Source organism: Psychroserpens luteus (assembly GCF_015319355.1).
Classification (GTDB): domain Bacteria; phylum Bacteroidota; class Bacteroidia; order Flavobacteriales; family Flavobacteriaceae; genus Psychroserpens; species Psychroserpens luteus.
Genome location: NZ_JADILU010000003.1, coordinates 65218 through 80944, shown reverse-complemented (window position 1 = coordinate 80944; position 15727 = coordinate 65218). Strand labels below are relative to the sequence as shown.

Annotated in this window: 13 protein-coding genes; all 13 read left to right on the top strand. The window is 30.0% G+C overall.

What is annotated here, in order from left to right; all coding sequences use genetic code 11:
• Positions 1-86: 86 nt before the first annotated feature.
• The 13 genes from IM744_RS07290 (at position 87) to IM744_RS07230 (ending at position 15725) form a co-directional block, all read left to right on the top strand.
• A complete protein-coding gene (locus IM744_RS07290; RefSeq protein WP_194507471.1) occupies positions 87-2159 on the top strand; it encodes a prolyl oligopeptidase family serine peptidase in 2073 nt (690 codons plus the stop codon).
• A 311-nt stretch (positions 2160-2470) separates the two neighbouring features.
• Complete coding sequence (locus IM744_RS07285) at positions 2471-3319, top strand: hypothetical protein (protein WP_194507470.1); 849 nt, start codon at positions 2471-2473, stop codon at positions 3317-3319.
• A 163-nt stretch (positions 3320-3482) separates the two neighbouring features.
• Entirely contained in the window at positions 3483-4265 is a 783-nt protein-coding gene (locus tag IM744_RS07280) for a hypothetical protein (protein WP_194507469.1), read from the top strand.
• Positions 4266-4590: 325 nt separating this feature from the next.
• Positions 4591-5079: a hypothetical protein gene (locus tag IM744_RS07275; RefSeq protein ID WP_194507468.1), complete on the top strand. Its 489-nt coding sequence runs from the start codon at positions 4591-4593 to the stop codon at positions 5077-5079.
• 152 nt (positions 5080-5231) lie between these two features.
• The gene (locus IM744_RS07270) at positions 5232-5753 is read left to right on the top strand and encodes a hypothetical protein (RefSeq protein WP_194507467.1); all 522 of its coding nucleotides are present in this window, start codon (positions 5232-5234) and stop codon (positions 5751-5753) included.
• 255 nt (positions 5754-6008) lie between these two features.
• Positions 6009-6509 carry a hypothetical protein gene (locus IM744_RS07265; protein ID WP_194507466.1) on the top strand — a complete coding sequence of 167 codons (501 nt, stop codon included), beginning with the start codon at positions 6009-6011 and terminating at the stop codon, positions 6507-6509.
• Positions 6510-6890: 381 nt separating this feature from the next.
• Complete coding sequence (locus tag IM744_RS07260) at positions 6891-7346, top strand: DUF5063 domain-containing protein (protein ID WP_194507465.1); 456 nt, start codon at positions 6891-6893, stop codon at positions 7344-7346.
• Between the two features lie 345 nt (positions 7347-7691).
• Positions 7692-8585 carry a hypothetical protein gene (locus IM744_RS07255; RefSeq protein ID WP_194507464.1) on the top strand — a complete coding sequence of 298 codons (894 nt, stop codon included), beginning with the start codon at positions 7692-7694 and terminating at the stop codon, positions 8583-8585.
• Between the two features lie 159 nt (positions 8586-8744).
• Positions 8745-10424, top strand: coding sequence for a DUF262 domain-containing protein (locus tag IM744_RS07250; protein WP_194507463.1), 1680 nt, complete (start codon positions 8745-8747; stop codon positions 10422-10424).
• A gap of 5 nt (positions 10425-10429) precedes the next feature.
• Positions 10430-12412 (top strand): DUF262 domain-containing protein, encoded by a 1983-nt coding sequence (locus IM744_RS07245; protein ID WP_194507462.1) that lies wholly within the window; start codon positions 10430-10432, stop codon positions 12410-12412.
• Positions 12413-12582: 170 nt separating this feature from the next.
• The gene (locus tag IM744_RS07240; protein ID WP_194507461.1) at positions 12583-13218 is read left to right on the top strand and encodes a transglutaminase-like domain-containing protein; all 636 of its coding nucleotides are present in this window, start codon (positions 12583-12585) and stop codon (positions 13216-13218) included.
• 312 nt (positions 13219-13530) lie between these two features.
• Positions 13531-14763 carry an MDR family MFS transporter gene (locus IM744_RS07235; RefSeq protein ID WP_194507460.1) on the top strand — a complete coding sequence of 411 codons (1233 nt, stop codon included), beginning with the start codon at positions 13531-13533 and terminating at the stop codon, positions 14761-14763.
• The gene (locus tag IM744_RS07230) at positions 14760-15725 is read left to right on the top strand and encodes a YpdA family putative bacillithiol disulfide reductase (RefSeq protein WP_194507459.1); all 966 of its coding nucleotides are present in this window, start codon (positions 14760-14762) and stop codon (positions 15723-15725) included. The genes IM744_RS07235 and IM744_RS07230 overlap by 4 nt, the downstream gene beginning before the upstream one ends.
• Positions 15726-15727 lie beyond the last annotated feature (2 nt).

Below are 15727 nucleotides of genomic sequence, written 5' to 3'. Positions count from 1 at the left end.
ATTTTTAAATAAGATTAACTAGTATTTTCTCTTCGGAAATTTCAATTGTTTAAAATTTCCGAAGAAAAATTAAAACCAATAGAATTATGAAAAAATATTTTTTATTACTCGTTACTTTAATAGGTCTAAACCAAGTAATGAATGCACAGGAAGACAACTATTTGTGGTTAGAAGAAATTGACAGCCAAAAATCACTGGAGTTTGTAAACGCTCAAAATAAAGCGACGCTTGAAGAACTCACCGCTGAAGATGATTATCAGTCTATGTTTGACAATAGCTTAGCGATTTATAATTCTTCAGAAAAATTAGTATATCCTGCAATTCTCGGGGATTTTGCTTACAGCTTCTGGCAAGACAAAAATCACGTAAGGGGAATTTGGAGAAGAAGTTCTTTAGAAAGCTATACCAGCGGAAATCCAGTTTGGGAAACCCTTCTTGATTTAGATGAACTTTCAAAAAAAGAGGGTAAAAAATGGGTGTACAAAGGTAGTAATGGCTTATATCCTGATTATAATCGATTTTTAATTCAGCTTTCTAATGGTGGTGGCGATGCTGTATTTATCAAAGAATTTGATGTAAATAAAAAACAATTTATAGAAAACGGATTTTCAATAGATGACACTAAAGGAGGTGTTAATTATGTTGATGAAAATACCTTGGTAGTAGCATCTGATTTTGGAGAAGGTACAGTGACAACCTCTGGTTACCCTAGACAGGTAAAATTATGGAAACGTGGGACATTGTTAAAAGATGCACAACTAATTTATGAGGGAGAAACTACAGATGTTGGTACTTGGGGCTTTGTTTTTCGAGATGGTTCACAGGCATATACAATGATCACTCAAGCATCAACATTTTTTACAAACCGCAATTTTGTTTGGCACAACAATAAAGCAATCTTCTTAGACATTCCTGATGACGCTATGCCTTCTAATATTTTAAATAATCAATTTATTATACAATTAAAATCAGACTGGTCAGTAAACAGCAAAACCTATAAAACAGGAGCACTCATAAGTCTAAATTTCACCGAATTATTAAAAGGTAATAAGGAAATTCAACTCATTATAGAACCTGATGAATTTTCAAGTATCACACAAGTTTCCACAACTAAAAACAAATTACTAATCAGCCTTTTAACAAACGTTAAGAGTGAGTTATACATCTATTCATTCAATAACGAAAAGTGGAGTAGCGAAAAGGTAAATGCGCCAGATTTTGGCAGTATTTACATTGCGGGTACAAATGAGCTTTCAGATGATTATTTCTTTGAGTTTACAAATTTCACGACACCATCTACAATGTATTTTGCTGATGCCAGCAAGAATACATTTGAAACCTACAAATCGTTACCAGCATATTTTGACGGAAGTAAATACGAAATACAACAACATAAAGCGAAATCCAAAGATGGTACAATGGTGCCTTATTTTATGGTAAGTGCCAAAGGAATGAAATATGATGGTTCTAATCCCACGCTAATTTATGCATATGGTGGCTATGAGATTTCAGAAATACCTTATTATGCTTCAACTATTGGTGTATCGTGGCTAGATAAAGGAGGCGTTTATGTAGTGGCTAATATACGTGGTGGTGGTGAGTATGGTCCAAAATGGCATCAAGATGGAATGAAAGAAAAACGTCAAAATGTATTTGACGATTTATATGGAGTAACTGAAGATTTAATTTCCAGGAAAGTTAGCTCGCCAAAGCATTTAGGTATTATGGGAGGCAGTAATGGTGGCTTATTAGTGGGTGTTGCATTTACCCAACGACCAGATTTATACAATGCTGTGGTGTGTCAAGTTCCATTATTAGATATGCAGCGTTTCAATAAACTGTTGGCAGGTGCTAGTTGGATTGGCGAGTACGGTAATCCAGACATTCCTGAAGAGTGGGAATACCTCAAAAAATATTCTCCTTACCACAACTTGAAAAAAGGAATAGATTATCCAGAAGTATTCTTTGTCACCTCTACACGAGATGATAGAGTGCATCCTGGACATGCCCGAAAAATGGTAGCTAAAATGAACGATATGGGTTATAAAACCTATTATTATGAAAATACCGAAGGAGGCCATGCAGGTTCATCTACAAACGACCAACGTGCTAAATCACACGCTTTGAAATTTTCTTATTTATTGAAGAAGTTGAAGTAATTCAAAACCCTTTGACTGTATTAAGATAAAACGCCATAGAACTCAATTAATAGTTTGAAAAAATTAATCAAATATTTGACAAAAAGTGGAGACGAAGAATTTGAAGTATTGAATTCCGGTTGCGGAATGGATAAATATAGAATTGAAAAAATAAAAGCCAACAGGTGACACCAGATATAATTAATTGCTAATTCAAGCTTGCTTATGAAAAACCTCCCGGATTTTCTATTCAGTTTTTATTTACTAAATTAGTTGCTTAAACACCTAGCTAACCATACACAACACTTTGTAAAATAATAAATTTGATTATTATGAAAAATAGAATTTTATTATTTATAGGGCTGTTACTTTTGATTCAAAAAACTCAAAGTCAAAATCTTAAAATCACACTAGGAAAAACTGATTTTGACAACGCGAGCCTTTTGTTAACAAATGGAAAAACTCTAATTGGTGAAGTTCAAGATTTTAACTCACCAAGTACTATTGAAATTATTGGTAACCCGTTTAGCTTTACAATGTCAGCAACTGAAGAACTAGAAAAAGACTTAAATCTAAATCGTAAACAAATTAAATTCAGAAAAAGTAAGGATGATCAATATCAACTAATTCCAGCTGACTCTATTGATACGATCAACTTTTTTGACAATGAACTGAACAAAAACCTCGAATTTAGGAGATTACAAATTGTAAGAAGCATTAACGGAAAAATTAATGAAACCAAGCGAACAATATTCTTACCAGTTTTCAAAAAAGATTCTATTAATTTATATGGATACCATTTATATTCAAATGGACAATATGCAACTACAATTTTCTACCTAAATAATCCGAAAGATAATTTTGCGGTTGCACCATATGATATGAGATTTAACGAAATATTTTCTGCACGAAAAAAACTTATTGAACGAATTATTAGTTCGTACAAATTTGTTTCTGGAAATTGCCCAACTTTTCATGATTGGCTCGATAAAAAGTTTTATTCCCAAACAAATGAAAGCAATAGAGAAGATTACAAAAAACTTCAAAAAGAAATAAAAAAGGGTAAAAAAGATTTTAAATCCAAAGAAGAAAAACTAGAATTTGAAAGAGAAAAATGGACTGAATTTTATGTTAAAACTTTTACACCTGCCATCAAAAAATATAAGGAACTGTGTAATTGATACCACCAGCACACAACAATATGTGTAATTAATTGCTTTGGTCGTTGCTTATTTGGTAAATTCCTTCGGCATTTTCTCGCATTCGTTTTTGTTTGCTAAATCAGTTCATTAACTACGCAACTAACCATACACAAAACCGTTTTACAAAATACAAACAAACACTATGCATAGAAAAATAATTATACTTTTAGTTTTAATCCTATTAACCAATATTGGATACGCTCAATCAGAGAAAATTGATATAAAAACAGGCGATTTAACCGAATCGAATTATCTACAAATGGATGATTTCTACTTAACTCATTATCTGTATATCGATTTATTTTTGAGAGAAAATTTATTTCCAGATGCAAGTCCAGAAGATGTTTCTTCAATATTAAAAGCACTAAAAAAATATGTTTCAGTAGAAAACAATTTAGATATTGAAATTGAAAAACCTGGAAAAAGAAATTATTTAATTCGATTTGCCATATTAAAGAAAGATGACGGAACTGAACTTTTGATTGCATTTACAAACTGGAGTACGAAAGAAAGAATATTTGAAAAAGAAATAAAAATGGAAAACGATTCCTACACGAGATGGTATTTTCTTAATGAAAATAAAATGACTTATAGAAAAGATATGTCTGATCAAAATGACTATTCAAATATGACCAAATCTGATTTAGCTAATGCATATCTATTTGACGAACTATCTAAAAATGATACCGAGATAAAAAGTACAATAGACGAATTTCTAAATGAAAGTGATTTGAGTGTGTCAGATAAAATAATGACTAATTTAATTCTCTTGAAATATCAAATTTTTCAAAAAGATAACAACAATTTAATTAAGCAAACCGCATACCTAAATGAACTATTTGAAATCAATAAATCTGAGCCTAATATTAAAGGTCTAAAAATGGCATTTGATGCTACAAAATTTCAAATAGAATTAATGAATTAACCGAACTTAACATGACTTAACCGAATGAACAAAATAAAACTTTCTGTATTATCATTAATTTGAATTACAACTCTCCAATCTTGCTCTAATGATGATAATGGTAATTCTGAAAACACTCATTTAATAGGAACTTGGAAACCAATAAAAAACATTAGCAACTAGCTAAATATGGCAATTGAAAATAATATTTAATAATGAGCAATAAATTAAAAAGAATAATTAGAAAATTAGTAACTACTATTGATATATTCCATCAGTGATTTATTTACTAAATTAGTTGCTTAAACAAGTCACTAACCATACATAACACGTTGTAAAACATTTGATGAAAAAATTATTACCCATTATAATTCTGACATTTTTATCTATTTCTTGCAACGGAAAAAAGAACCCAACGATTGATTTAAAAGATGTTGACTCTAACTTGAAAATAACAGCGAATAAAATTACATCTGATTTTTTCACTCTCGGTAAAACAGATGATGGACTTCAAGAATTTAGAAAAAAGGATTATATAACTCCTGTAGCACATCGTTTGCTCATTGAACCTAAAGGTCCATATTCTTGGACACCATGGATTATTGAAAATCATTTGGGTGAAATTTATTCGCAAAATTTATTTCAAGTCATCGACCATGGAGTTGTAAAAACAATGAGGTATAAAATAGATTGTGAATTAAGACCAGACGAATTAGTTGAATTTAGAATTGACTTAAACGAGGAATATAGGCTATCCAAAATGTATTTATACTTATACGACTTAAAAACTGGTGAAGTTAAAAATGCATTTTATTTAGCTTATAAAAAAACATAAAAACGTGTTACAACATCTTGTATAATTAATTGCTTAGTCTGTGTATACTCGAAAAATCCTACGGTTTTCTCTCTGGTTCGTTTTCTTTTGCTAACTTAGTTCCAGCCAACGCTAATAACGATGTACGAATACATTATACTTAATTTAAGTGAATGAATATAAAAAAACAGATTAGACTAATTTTTACTATGCTTTTCTGGATAGCAATTTATTTTATTGTAAAAAGTCAAAAATTTGAATCTGAAAAAAATCCATATCTAACGGTATTTATTTTTGCTTTTTTTATTGGACATATTTGGTATGAAGGAATTTATAAAAAGAAAAAAATAGAAAACAGAAAAACCGAAATAAAAAGTAAGCATTTAACGGAACTGAAAAACAAACAAGCTGATTTCATTACTAAAATCAATAAACAAGATTTACCGACTGAATTAAGGGAATTCATTCCTCTTTTCCAAAAATGGGGAATTGATAACAAAATGTTAAGAGAGGATTTATATGAAAACGCAAAAGAAGATGAATTATTCGAATTAAAATCGATTGAAAATAAACGAGAAATAATTGAAAAATGGATTGAGAGTAATACTAACAATTTAGATATTTCTCAAACATTGAATTTGACTATTAAATCTTATGACGACTTAGGTTTATGGACTTGGAATAAAAAAAACTGAGCATAATAACATGTATAATCAATTGCCAGTATTGTATTTACTTGGTAAATCCTACAAATTTTCCACAGGTTCGTTTTCTTTACTAAATTAATTACTTAACCATTTACAAAACCGTTAGCAAACATACAGAGAGAATAAAATCAAGCTAATTACATTAATTAAACACGATCCTGTTTAACTTAACAATTTAATAAATATTCAATAACTTCATAAAAATATATACTCGTTAATTTTACTTCAAATATTTTAATTGAAGTGAAAGAACATAAAGTAGTATTCGTTTTAGTATTATTGATTACAAGTCTCTTAGTAGTAGAAATAAAAAGCAATGATAACTACCTGAAAATTGGAGATATTTCTTTTACTTCTATGAAATCTGCAAATAGTGATGGCTTTTCAATTATTACTTCTGTAAACCTGCTTCCAGGAACCAAAATTCGTTTTACAGATTCAGAATGGAATGGAAACCATTTTGGCTTTGATGAAAGTGACATTTTATGGGAGATAGAAAATGATACCATAAAGGCTAATTCTGTAATTAAATTTACAAACTTAAACTCTATCCCTTTAGTTTCTAGTGGTAAAGTTTATGGATCTATGAGAATATCTAAAAATAATGAGGCTATATTTGCTTATACAGGAAATGAAAGAATGCCTATTAAAATTTTATCTGCTTGTGCAAATGATGAGATGGGTTTTGGGACTTTAATAAATACAAAATTAACAAAAGGCACCACAGCAATAATATTTCAATAAAACGTTCTGAAAGCCTCTACTCACAAGTAAATCAAAAAGTAAAACACATTTACCAACAAAGAACTGAGTTAAAAAACAAGCAATTTTAAGCTAATCTTAAAACAAAGTTTGCTTCACTACGATAAACCGTAAGAGGTTATAATAAAATCAAGTTTAATTCAAACAAAAGCGTTAGCAAACATAAAAAGAGAATAACTTCAAACTAATTAAAAGAAATCTAAAATAAACTACATACCACATCTTATATAATTTATTGCTCGCCTCTCTTCCACTTACAAACATTTCTTCGGAATATTCTATCAGTGATTTATTTACTAAATTAGTTGCTTAAACATGTAACAAACCACACATAAACACATTATAACACATTTGAGATAAACATTGAACGAGATAGAAAAGTACATAAAACGAATTACAGAATTTGGCCTTAGTGATAAAGTTCAATCAGATAATAAAGAACTAGAAATACAAAAACTCTTAGTAGGACTTTACTATGAATATCTGAATTTAGAAGCAGAATTTGATGATGGAGATTTTGAAGAAGAACCGACTTTCGACTATGACGCGATAAAGAAAAACGTTGAGGCAAACTTTCCGGATTTTGGATGGTATCATTCCATTTTAGAATCTCACCTAATAATACCAGATGCTTACCTCGTCACTGGAGATGCAATTGACGATTTAACTGATATCATTAAGGATATGCTCGAAATTAAATGGCAATTTGAGAATACGAGTGAGAAAAATGCAAAATGGTGCTTTAAGGATTTAGTGCAAACGCACTCTGAACAACATATTGTGAACTTCTTAAAATATATGAAGGATAAAAATGGTTAGATCATATTTCAAAGTTCATCCGTAAATAAATATGACGACGTGAATCTTGAATTAAAAACAGGAAAAACACTCTGATGAAATAACATTTTAAAACAAAAAACCAAATTAAAAAACAAGCAATTTTAAGCTAATCTTAAAGCAAAGCTTGCTTCACTACGGTAAACCGTAAACCAACCAAATTATTTTAACATACTTTTATTGAAATATACGTAGAACTACGTATAGGTTTCATAAAACAGTTGCCTTATTTTTATCCTTGAAAACTTGGCATATCCCGTAATATGTTATGGCAAAATCAAGTTTAATTTATTATAACAAGATTTGTAAGCAATTTCAGAAAAATAGATGAACAGACCAATATTACTACAGAAAAAACAGCTAATTAATCCCATCGAACAAGCATTAGAGCGAATTGAAAATATTCGTGAAAGAAAAATGAATAATGACGATAGTATAATATTGGAAGGTCTTTTTGTTTTAGGAGTTGCTTCATTTGAAAATTCAATGAGTGATACTTTAAGGATAATTTTAAGAGAAATCCCTAATAAACTTGACATTAAAAGCGAACAAATATCAAAGGAACATTTGATTGATGGAAATCCTTTAAGACATGCTATAGAAATTAAAGTTCAAAATGTAAGCTATAAAAGTTTACCAGATATTCTTAAATATTTTACTAAAATCACTGGAATAAACCAAAATGTAGTTGACGAAGAGGAACTAAACTCGCTGACTGAAATTAAGGCAACAAGAAATCTTCTTCTACATAACAATCTTATTGAGAATTCATTTTATATTGAAACAGCTGGACCAAATAAGAGAAATGTTCAAGGTGGAGGATTACAAAGAAGATTAGTAATTAATCAAGATTATCTATTTGAGTCCTTAATTACAATGAGAACTATATTACAGAATTTCAAAACACAACTTTTGGAGAAGTATGCTATTTACACAAGAATAAAAGCAATTAGAAATTTTTTTAATTACATCTTCCAAACACCTATAATGAATTTCGACCATGAGTTTGAAGTGGATACGCAAAGAGATACAATTGGTGCCATAAAAACTAGAAATAGTCGTCGTAATGAACTTTCTTCAAGTGAAAGGTTTTATTTTGACATGTGGATTGCTCATACTCACAGTAACGGATTTGAATTTAATCGTGGACATTTTTTTGGAATTGGAGACAGAGATAAATTAGCTTATTTCATTAAAAATATTGATTTAATAAAAACCTAAAAAATTGCTTACAACACCGTGTATAATTAATTGCTAGGCAAGTGCTTATCTGGAAAATTCCATCAGAATTTTCTCGCGCTCGTTTTTGTTTACTAAATTAGGTTCTTAACCACGCAACTAATCATACACAAAACCGTTGTTGGTAATGCAAAAAAAACTATGGAGAATATATTAGAACTTAAGACTATTAATGAGTTGCAACAATATAACTTTTTCATTCCTTCTTATCAGCGTGGTTACCGATGGAGTGAAAAAGAAGTAATTGAGTTGCTGAATGATATATCTGATTTTACACCAAGAATCATTGATAAAGATGATCAAAAATCTTGGTATTGCCTACAACCAATAGTTGTCAAAGAAAGAGAAGATTCTTCATTCGAAGTTATTGATGGACAACAAAGACTCACAACGATTTATTTAATATTATATTATTTAAATCAAGATTTCGTAGAAAACAGAAGAGACAAACTTTTTTCTTTAGACTATGAAACTAGATCAAATTCAAAAAGATTTCTTCAAAATCTTGAAAATCCAGAAGATGAAGAACATAATATTGACTTTTACTATATATCAAATGCATATAAAGCAATTAACCTATGGTTTTCAAAAAGAGAATCTTATCTAGATAAAGGAGAATTTAGATCAAAATTTAAATTTCACTCAAAAGTTATTTGGTACTTAAGCACTGAAAATGATGCGATTGCAATTTTCACTAGAATTAATATTGGTAAAATACCATTAACAAATGCAGAACTAATTAAAGCATTGTTTCTTAATAGTTCCAATTTCGACAAAAACAACGATAAATTAAGATTGAGACAACTTGAGATATCGACTGAATGGGATTTTATTGAACAATCACTACAAAATGATAAATTTTGGTACTTTTTAAATGAAAACAAAAGACAAACTAATAGAATCGAATTTATTTTTGATTTAATGAACGAAGAACCTGATGGTAATGACAATTATTCTACATTCAGGTTTTTTAATAAAAAATTCTTAAAAAAAGAAGAAAAAATTATTGAGCAAAACTGGAAGGATGTCAAAAATTATTACCAAAAATTTAATGAGTGGTATAATGAAAGAGATTTATATCATAAAATTGGCTATCTGATCTCAATAGATGCAACAAGGATTAAGGATTTGTTTAAAAATTCAGAAAATCAAACTAAGAATGAGTTCAAGCAATTTTTAGATGATTCCATAAAGCAAAGTTTGAAGAACATTAATTTAAACGAACTACAATACTCAGATGGAAAGAATGTAAGAAAGGTCTTATTATTATATAATATCTTAACAATGTTAAACAGTGAAAAAGATAATTCCTATTTCCCTTTTGATATCTACAAAAACGAAAAATGGGATATTGAACACATAACTTCAGTTAAAGATAAAATACCTGACAAAAATAGAGAGGATTGGTTAAATGATGCTAAGACTTTCATTGATAATTCAAAAAAAGAAGGGAAAATTTTGCTTAAAAGAGCAAACAAATGTTCTGTAAAAAAAGAAGACGAATTCAAATCATTATTTCAAGATATAGTTGCCCACTTTAATTCCGAACTTCAAGATGAAGATATTAATGACATATCAAATCTAACTTTATTAGATTCGCAAACTAACAGAGGCTATAAAAACGCTGTTTTTCCATTAAAAAGAAAAACTATTATAAATAGAGATAAGCAAGGAATTTTTATTCCGATTTGCACAAAAAATGTCTTTCTAAAATACTTTAGTGAATATCCTCCCAAGATTTCGTTTTGGACACAAAATGATAGAGAAAATTATGAAAAAGACTTATTCAATATACTTAACGGTTACCTAACCTCAAAATAATTCAAATGCAAGAAGATAAGTATAAAGGAGAAATTTTAAGTTTCTATGAACTCTTAAATAAACATAGAATTGAAATACCAATAATTCAAAGGGATTATGCTCAAGGTAGAAAGGATAAGCAAGAAATTCGATTAAAGTTTTTAAATGCTCTTTTGACAAGTATCGAAGAGGAAAATCCAATTAAACTTGATTTCATTTACGGGAGTAATGTTAAAGAGACTTTTCAGCCTTTAGATGGTCAGCAAAGACTTACTACTCTGTTCTTACTACATTGGTATGGTGCAAATAGGGAAAAATTATTAACTACAGAAAAAATAAGTGTTCTCGGTAAATTTAGTTACGAAACTAGAATTACTTCAAGGGATTTTTGTTCATCACTAGTTTCAAATGATATTGAAATATTTAAAGAAACTTCCTTAAGTTCTGAAATAATAGACTCCTCTTGGTTTTTTCTTTCTTGGAAAAAAGACCCTACCATTGACGCTATGTTAAGAACCTTAGATGATATACACAATCTCTTTTTTAATATTCCCGACTTATGGAGTAAGTTAATTTCAAATAAAAATTTAATTAGTTTTTATCACGTTGAGTTAGAAAATATTGGTCTTACTGATGATCTATATATAAAAATGAATGCTCGTGGAAAATTATTGTCATCTTTTGAAAACTTTAAAGCTGGTTTTCAAAAACACATCAATGATAATAATTGGGAAAAAGGAAAATCTCTTAAAAGTACATTTGTTTTTAAAATTGATACAATTTGGACAGATTTTTTCTGGAATAATTTCAAAAAAGATAATCGTATTGATGATGCACTAATTCGTTTTATTTCAACAATTTCGATGATACGTCAATCTATTGAAAGAAAAGGTAAAACTGATGAAAGATTGTCTATAATTAGAGGTTTACAAGACAATCCTAATTTTGTAAGACCACTATTGTTTGATGAAATTGATTTTCAATACCTTATAAAATATTTTGAGTTATATAATGAGAAATTTCAAGTTATAAGTGATTTAAATCTAAATTTTCCGTTTTGGCAACACAAACCAAAGACCAATTTCTTAAAAGAGGTTGTCTTTGAAGATGAAAATGCATCATATACTCAAAAGTTATTGTTCTTTGCTCAAGCTGAATATTTCCTTGTAAATGAAATAATTGATCCTGATAAATATTCAGATTGGATTAGAGTAATAAGAAATTTGGTTTCAAGAGGAGATATAGAAAGAAATGGAAATAGACCAACAATCGCAAGAAGCCCTGCTGCTTTTGATGGTTTGATAAATCTAATCTCTGAATTATCATTAGGCTGTAAAGATATCTATTTGCATCTAGCTACAGTCGATTCTATTAAATCAACTTTTGCTAAAGAACAGGTTGAAGAAGAAAGAGTAAAGGCTAAATTGATAATAGATAAAGAAAGTCGTAAAAATACTATCTTTCAAATCGAAGACAATGATCTTTTGAGAGGAAGACTCGAATTCCCTTTTCATTGTATCAATTTCAATGGTAATATTGAAGAATTTAATGATAATTTGTTTCAAGACATACAATCAATTTTTTCTAAATACTTCAAAGAAGAATCTATTATATCAAATGATTTAAGGCGAGCATTTTTAACTATTGAAGTAGATGGAAAATATGAATATTATAACTATTGGTGGTCATTGTGGTATGTGGTATATTCTGTAAAAAGATGCCTAATTGATAGTTTTAGGGAACTAGAATATTATATGTATAGTGAATATAACAACTATTTTAAAAAATTAATTTTGGAATTACGTCAAACAGATTTAAAGCAGATCATCGCAAACTTTGAGCCTCCTGAAAATTTCCCTAACTGGAAAACTAGGTTAATTAAGGAGTCTGAACTGTTAGATAAAAAGAGTAAGTCTAATTATATAGCAATTTTAGAAGATAATAGTTCTTGTTATTTATTAAAAAGCGTAAGACCCAGGGATGAAGAAGGTAGTGTTCAAATATTGTAAAATGCACTACACACAACAACAAGTATAATTAATTACTGGTTCTGTGTGTACTCAGAAAATCCTGCAGATTTTCCTCTGGTTCGTTTTCTTTTATTAATTTAGTTTTTGCAACCGCAACCAACCACACAAAAAACACATCAGCCACAAACCACAAACAACTCCATACTGAAATGAACTATTTGGAATCATCCTATTACTTTGATTTTGAGAATGATTTGGTACAAGAAATCATATCTGATTATAAAGATGACGCTATCTCTAACAAGGAAAAAACTATTGGTACATACACCAAAGTAAGAGATTACTGGAAATATGACCCATATAGCATCAGTCTTTCAAAAGAAACTTATAAGGCGAGTTCCATTGCTAAAAAGCCAACAGGTAATTGTGTAGAAAAATCAATATTGTTAATCGCTTGCCTACGAGCTTTAAAAATACCTGCAAGGTTACATTTAGGAAAAGTTAAAAATCATGTAGCAGTAGAGAGATTGATGGAGAAATTTGGTTCTAATGAACTTACACCTCACGGAATGGTTAACGTTTATCTCGATAACAAATGGCTCAAAATGTCACCAGCATTTAATAAATCGTTATGTGTAAAGCTAAAAGTAGAACCTTTAGAATTTGATGGAGAAAACAATTCCTTTTTACAACAATACAATAATGAAGGAAGTCTATTTATGGAATACACTGAAGATTATGGACATTTTGAGGATGTCCCTCTAGAATTCATGACAAGAAATATTAAAGAACATTATCCTCATATTTTTGATACAAATGAAAAAATTACTGAATTCAAACTATAAAAAAGTCAGTATCTAAAAACATAAAGGACTCATTAGTATTTCTAATCTATTGATATTCTCAAACCTCCTTTTCAAAACTGTATCAGCAAAACAAAAACAAAGAAAATTGATTATTAAAAAATTTTTCATAGATTTACTTCATTAAATAATTAGAAAAAAGTGAAAAACAACGTCATTTCATATAAAAAAAGACAAACCTCTTATACCAAGAGTCGGCTTTGCTATGTGTTATGGTAATATAATTATTTAACCAACCAATCATAAAAAGTCCGACGCTAGCGTCGGACTTTTTACATTTATACAACAACCAAAATGAAAAAGCTATTTCATAATTATATCAATACCTTCAAAGGTCTCTCTCAAGAAATCTGGTGGCTCGCATTAATCACATTAATAAATCGAGCTGGTACCATGGTGATTCCATTTTTGTCTCTATACCTCAAAGATGATTTGAATTTCAGTATGAGTGATGTTGGATGGATCATGAGCGCTTTTGGTTTAGGATCGGTTGCTGGCTCATGGCTTGGTGGTAAATTAACAGACAAAATTGGCTATTATAAAGTCATGGTGAGAAGTTTACTCTCAACGGGATTTCTATTTATCGCCTTGCAATTTTTAAACTCTTTTGCCTCTATTTGCATTGGTATCTTCCTGGTTATGCTCGTTGCAGATACGTTTAGACCTGCAATGTTTGTGGCTTTAAACGCTTACAGCAAACCCGAAAATAAGATACGATCACTAACGCTCATTCGTTTAGCAATTAACCTTGGGTTCTCTGCTGGACCAGCTATTGGTGGACTCATCATTACTGGACTTAGCTATTCTGGTTTATTTTGGGTTGATGGGATTACATGCATCATTGCTACGTTGGTGATGATAAAAGTATTGCATCCTAAAAAAGCGAAGATTCTGGATACTATTGTGAATGACAACCCAGATTCTGCGTACAATGACAAAGCGTTTTTAATATTTTTAGTAGCCATGGTTTTATTTGGGATTGTATTTTTACAATATTTCTCAACCATTACTATTTACTATAAAGATGTGCACACGCTTACCGAATTTGAAATAGGACTGCTCCTAGGTGGCAACGGATTTTTAATTTTCATTTTTGAAATGCCTCTCATCAAATGGCTGGAAGGCTCTAAATATTCAAAACTATCACTCATGTTTTTTGGAGCAGTACTCACTGGTTTTAGTATTTTAGTTTTAAATTTTTCGACTTGGTCTGGTGTTTTAATTATAGGAATGTTGTTAATGACCGTTGGTGAAATGATTGCGTTTCCGTTTTCAAATTCTTTTGCTGTAGATCGTGCTAAAAAAGGAAATCAAGGTGAGTATATGGCATTATATTCGATGTCATTTTCTATTGCTCATATTTTTGGACACAATGCTGGTATGCAAATGACAGCACATCTTGGTTATGATAACACTTGGTATATTGTCACAGGCATTGCATTTGTATGCGCACTAATTTTGTTTATATTAAATAACAGACTCAAATCAAAAAAAATCACAAACCCTTTAAGCGTAATTAAATCATGATAAAACTAGATGTATTAATAATTGGAGCTGGACCTATTGGGATTGCCTGCGCTTTAGAGTGTAAAAAACACAATTGGAATTATCGCGTCATAGAAAAAGGCGCACTCACCAATTCGTTATTTAATTACCCATTGAATATGACTTTTTTTTCTACTTCGGAAAAATTAGAAATTGACAACATTCCCTTTATCAGTAATAATCCTAAGCCTACAAGAAATGAAGCTTTAGAATATTACCGAAGAGTGACCACCTCAAATCAATTAAACATCAATTTATATGAGCAGATTATTTCCGTAGAAAAAGAGGACAATCATTTTAAAGTCACTTCAGATAAAACCGAATATTCAGCAAAAAAAGTAATCATCTCAACGGGTTTTTATGACATCCCTAATTTGCTAAATGTGCCTGGAGAAAACTTGACAAAAGTGATGCATTATTATAAAGAAGCACATCCTTTTACGTTGCAAAATATCGCTGTGATTGGCGCGAGCAACTCCTCTGTAGATGCAGCATTAGAAATCTATCGCAAAGGCGGAAACGTGACCATGATTATTAGAGGAGAACAGGTTGGAGAACGCGTAAAATATTGGGTACGTCCAGATATTATAAATCGTATTGAAGAAGGCAGTATCAAAGCCTATTTTAATAGTGAAATAAAAGAAATTCTAACCGATAAAGTAATTATCAATACTCCAGATGGTGTTGAAACTATTGCAAACGATTACGTTATTGCTTTGACTGGTTATCGTCCAAATTTTAAGTTTCTCGAGAAAGCAGGTGTTCAATTTTCCGAAGATGAAAAATTCATCCCAAAATATAATTCTGAAACCATGGAATCTAATATTGACGGTCTCTATCTCGCTGGTGTGATTTGTGGCGGAACGGAAACTCATAAATGGTTTATTGAAAATTCTAGAATTCATGCAAAAATGATTGCAAAACACATTGAAAAAGCACTTTAGCT

Coding starts and splice junctions, on each gene's coding strand:
- IM744_RS07290 (WP_194507471.1), top strand. CDS start 87: ATGAAAAAATATTTTTTATTACTCGTTACTTTAATAGGTCTAAACCAA.
- IM744_RS07285 (WP_194507470.1), top strand. CDS start 2,471: ATGAAAAATAGAATTTTATTATTTATAGGGCTGTTACTTTTGATTCAA.
- IM744_RS07280 (WP_194507469.1), top strand. CDS start 3,483: ATGCATAGAAAAATAATTATACTTTTAGTTTTAATCCTATTAACCAAT.
- IM744_RS07275 (WP_194507468.1), top strand. CDS start 4,591: ATGAAAAAATTATTACCCATTATAATTCTGACATTTTTATCTATTTCT.
- IM744_RS07270 (WP_194507467.1), top strand. CDS start 5,232: ATGAATATAAAAAAACAGATTAGACTAATTTTTACTATGCTTTTCTGG.
- IM744_RS07255 (WP_194507464.1), top strand. CDS start 7,692: ATGAACAGACCAATATTACTACAGAAAAAACAGCTAATTAATCCCATC.
- IM744_RS07250 (WP_194507463.1), top strand. CDS start 8,745: ATGGAGAATATATTAGAACTTAAGACTATTAATGAGTTGCAACAATAT.
- IM744_RS07245 (WP_194507462.1), top strand. CDS start 10,430: ATGCAAGAAGATAAGTATAAAGGAGAAATTTTAAGTTTCTATGAACTC.
- IM744_RS07240 (WP_194507461.1), top strand. CDS start 12,583: ATGAACTATTTGGAATCATCCTATTACTTTGATTTTGAGAATGATTTG.
- IM744_RS07235 (WP_194507460.1), top strand. CDS start 13,531: ATGAAAAAGCTATTTCATAATTATATCAATACCTTCAAAGGTCTCTCT.
- IM744_RS07230 (WP_194507459.1), top strand. CDS start 14,760: ATGATAAAACTAGATGTATTAATAATTGGAGCTGGACCTATTGGGATT.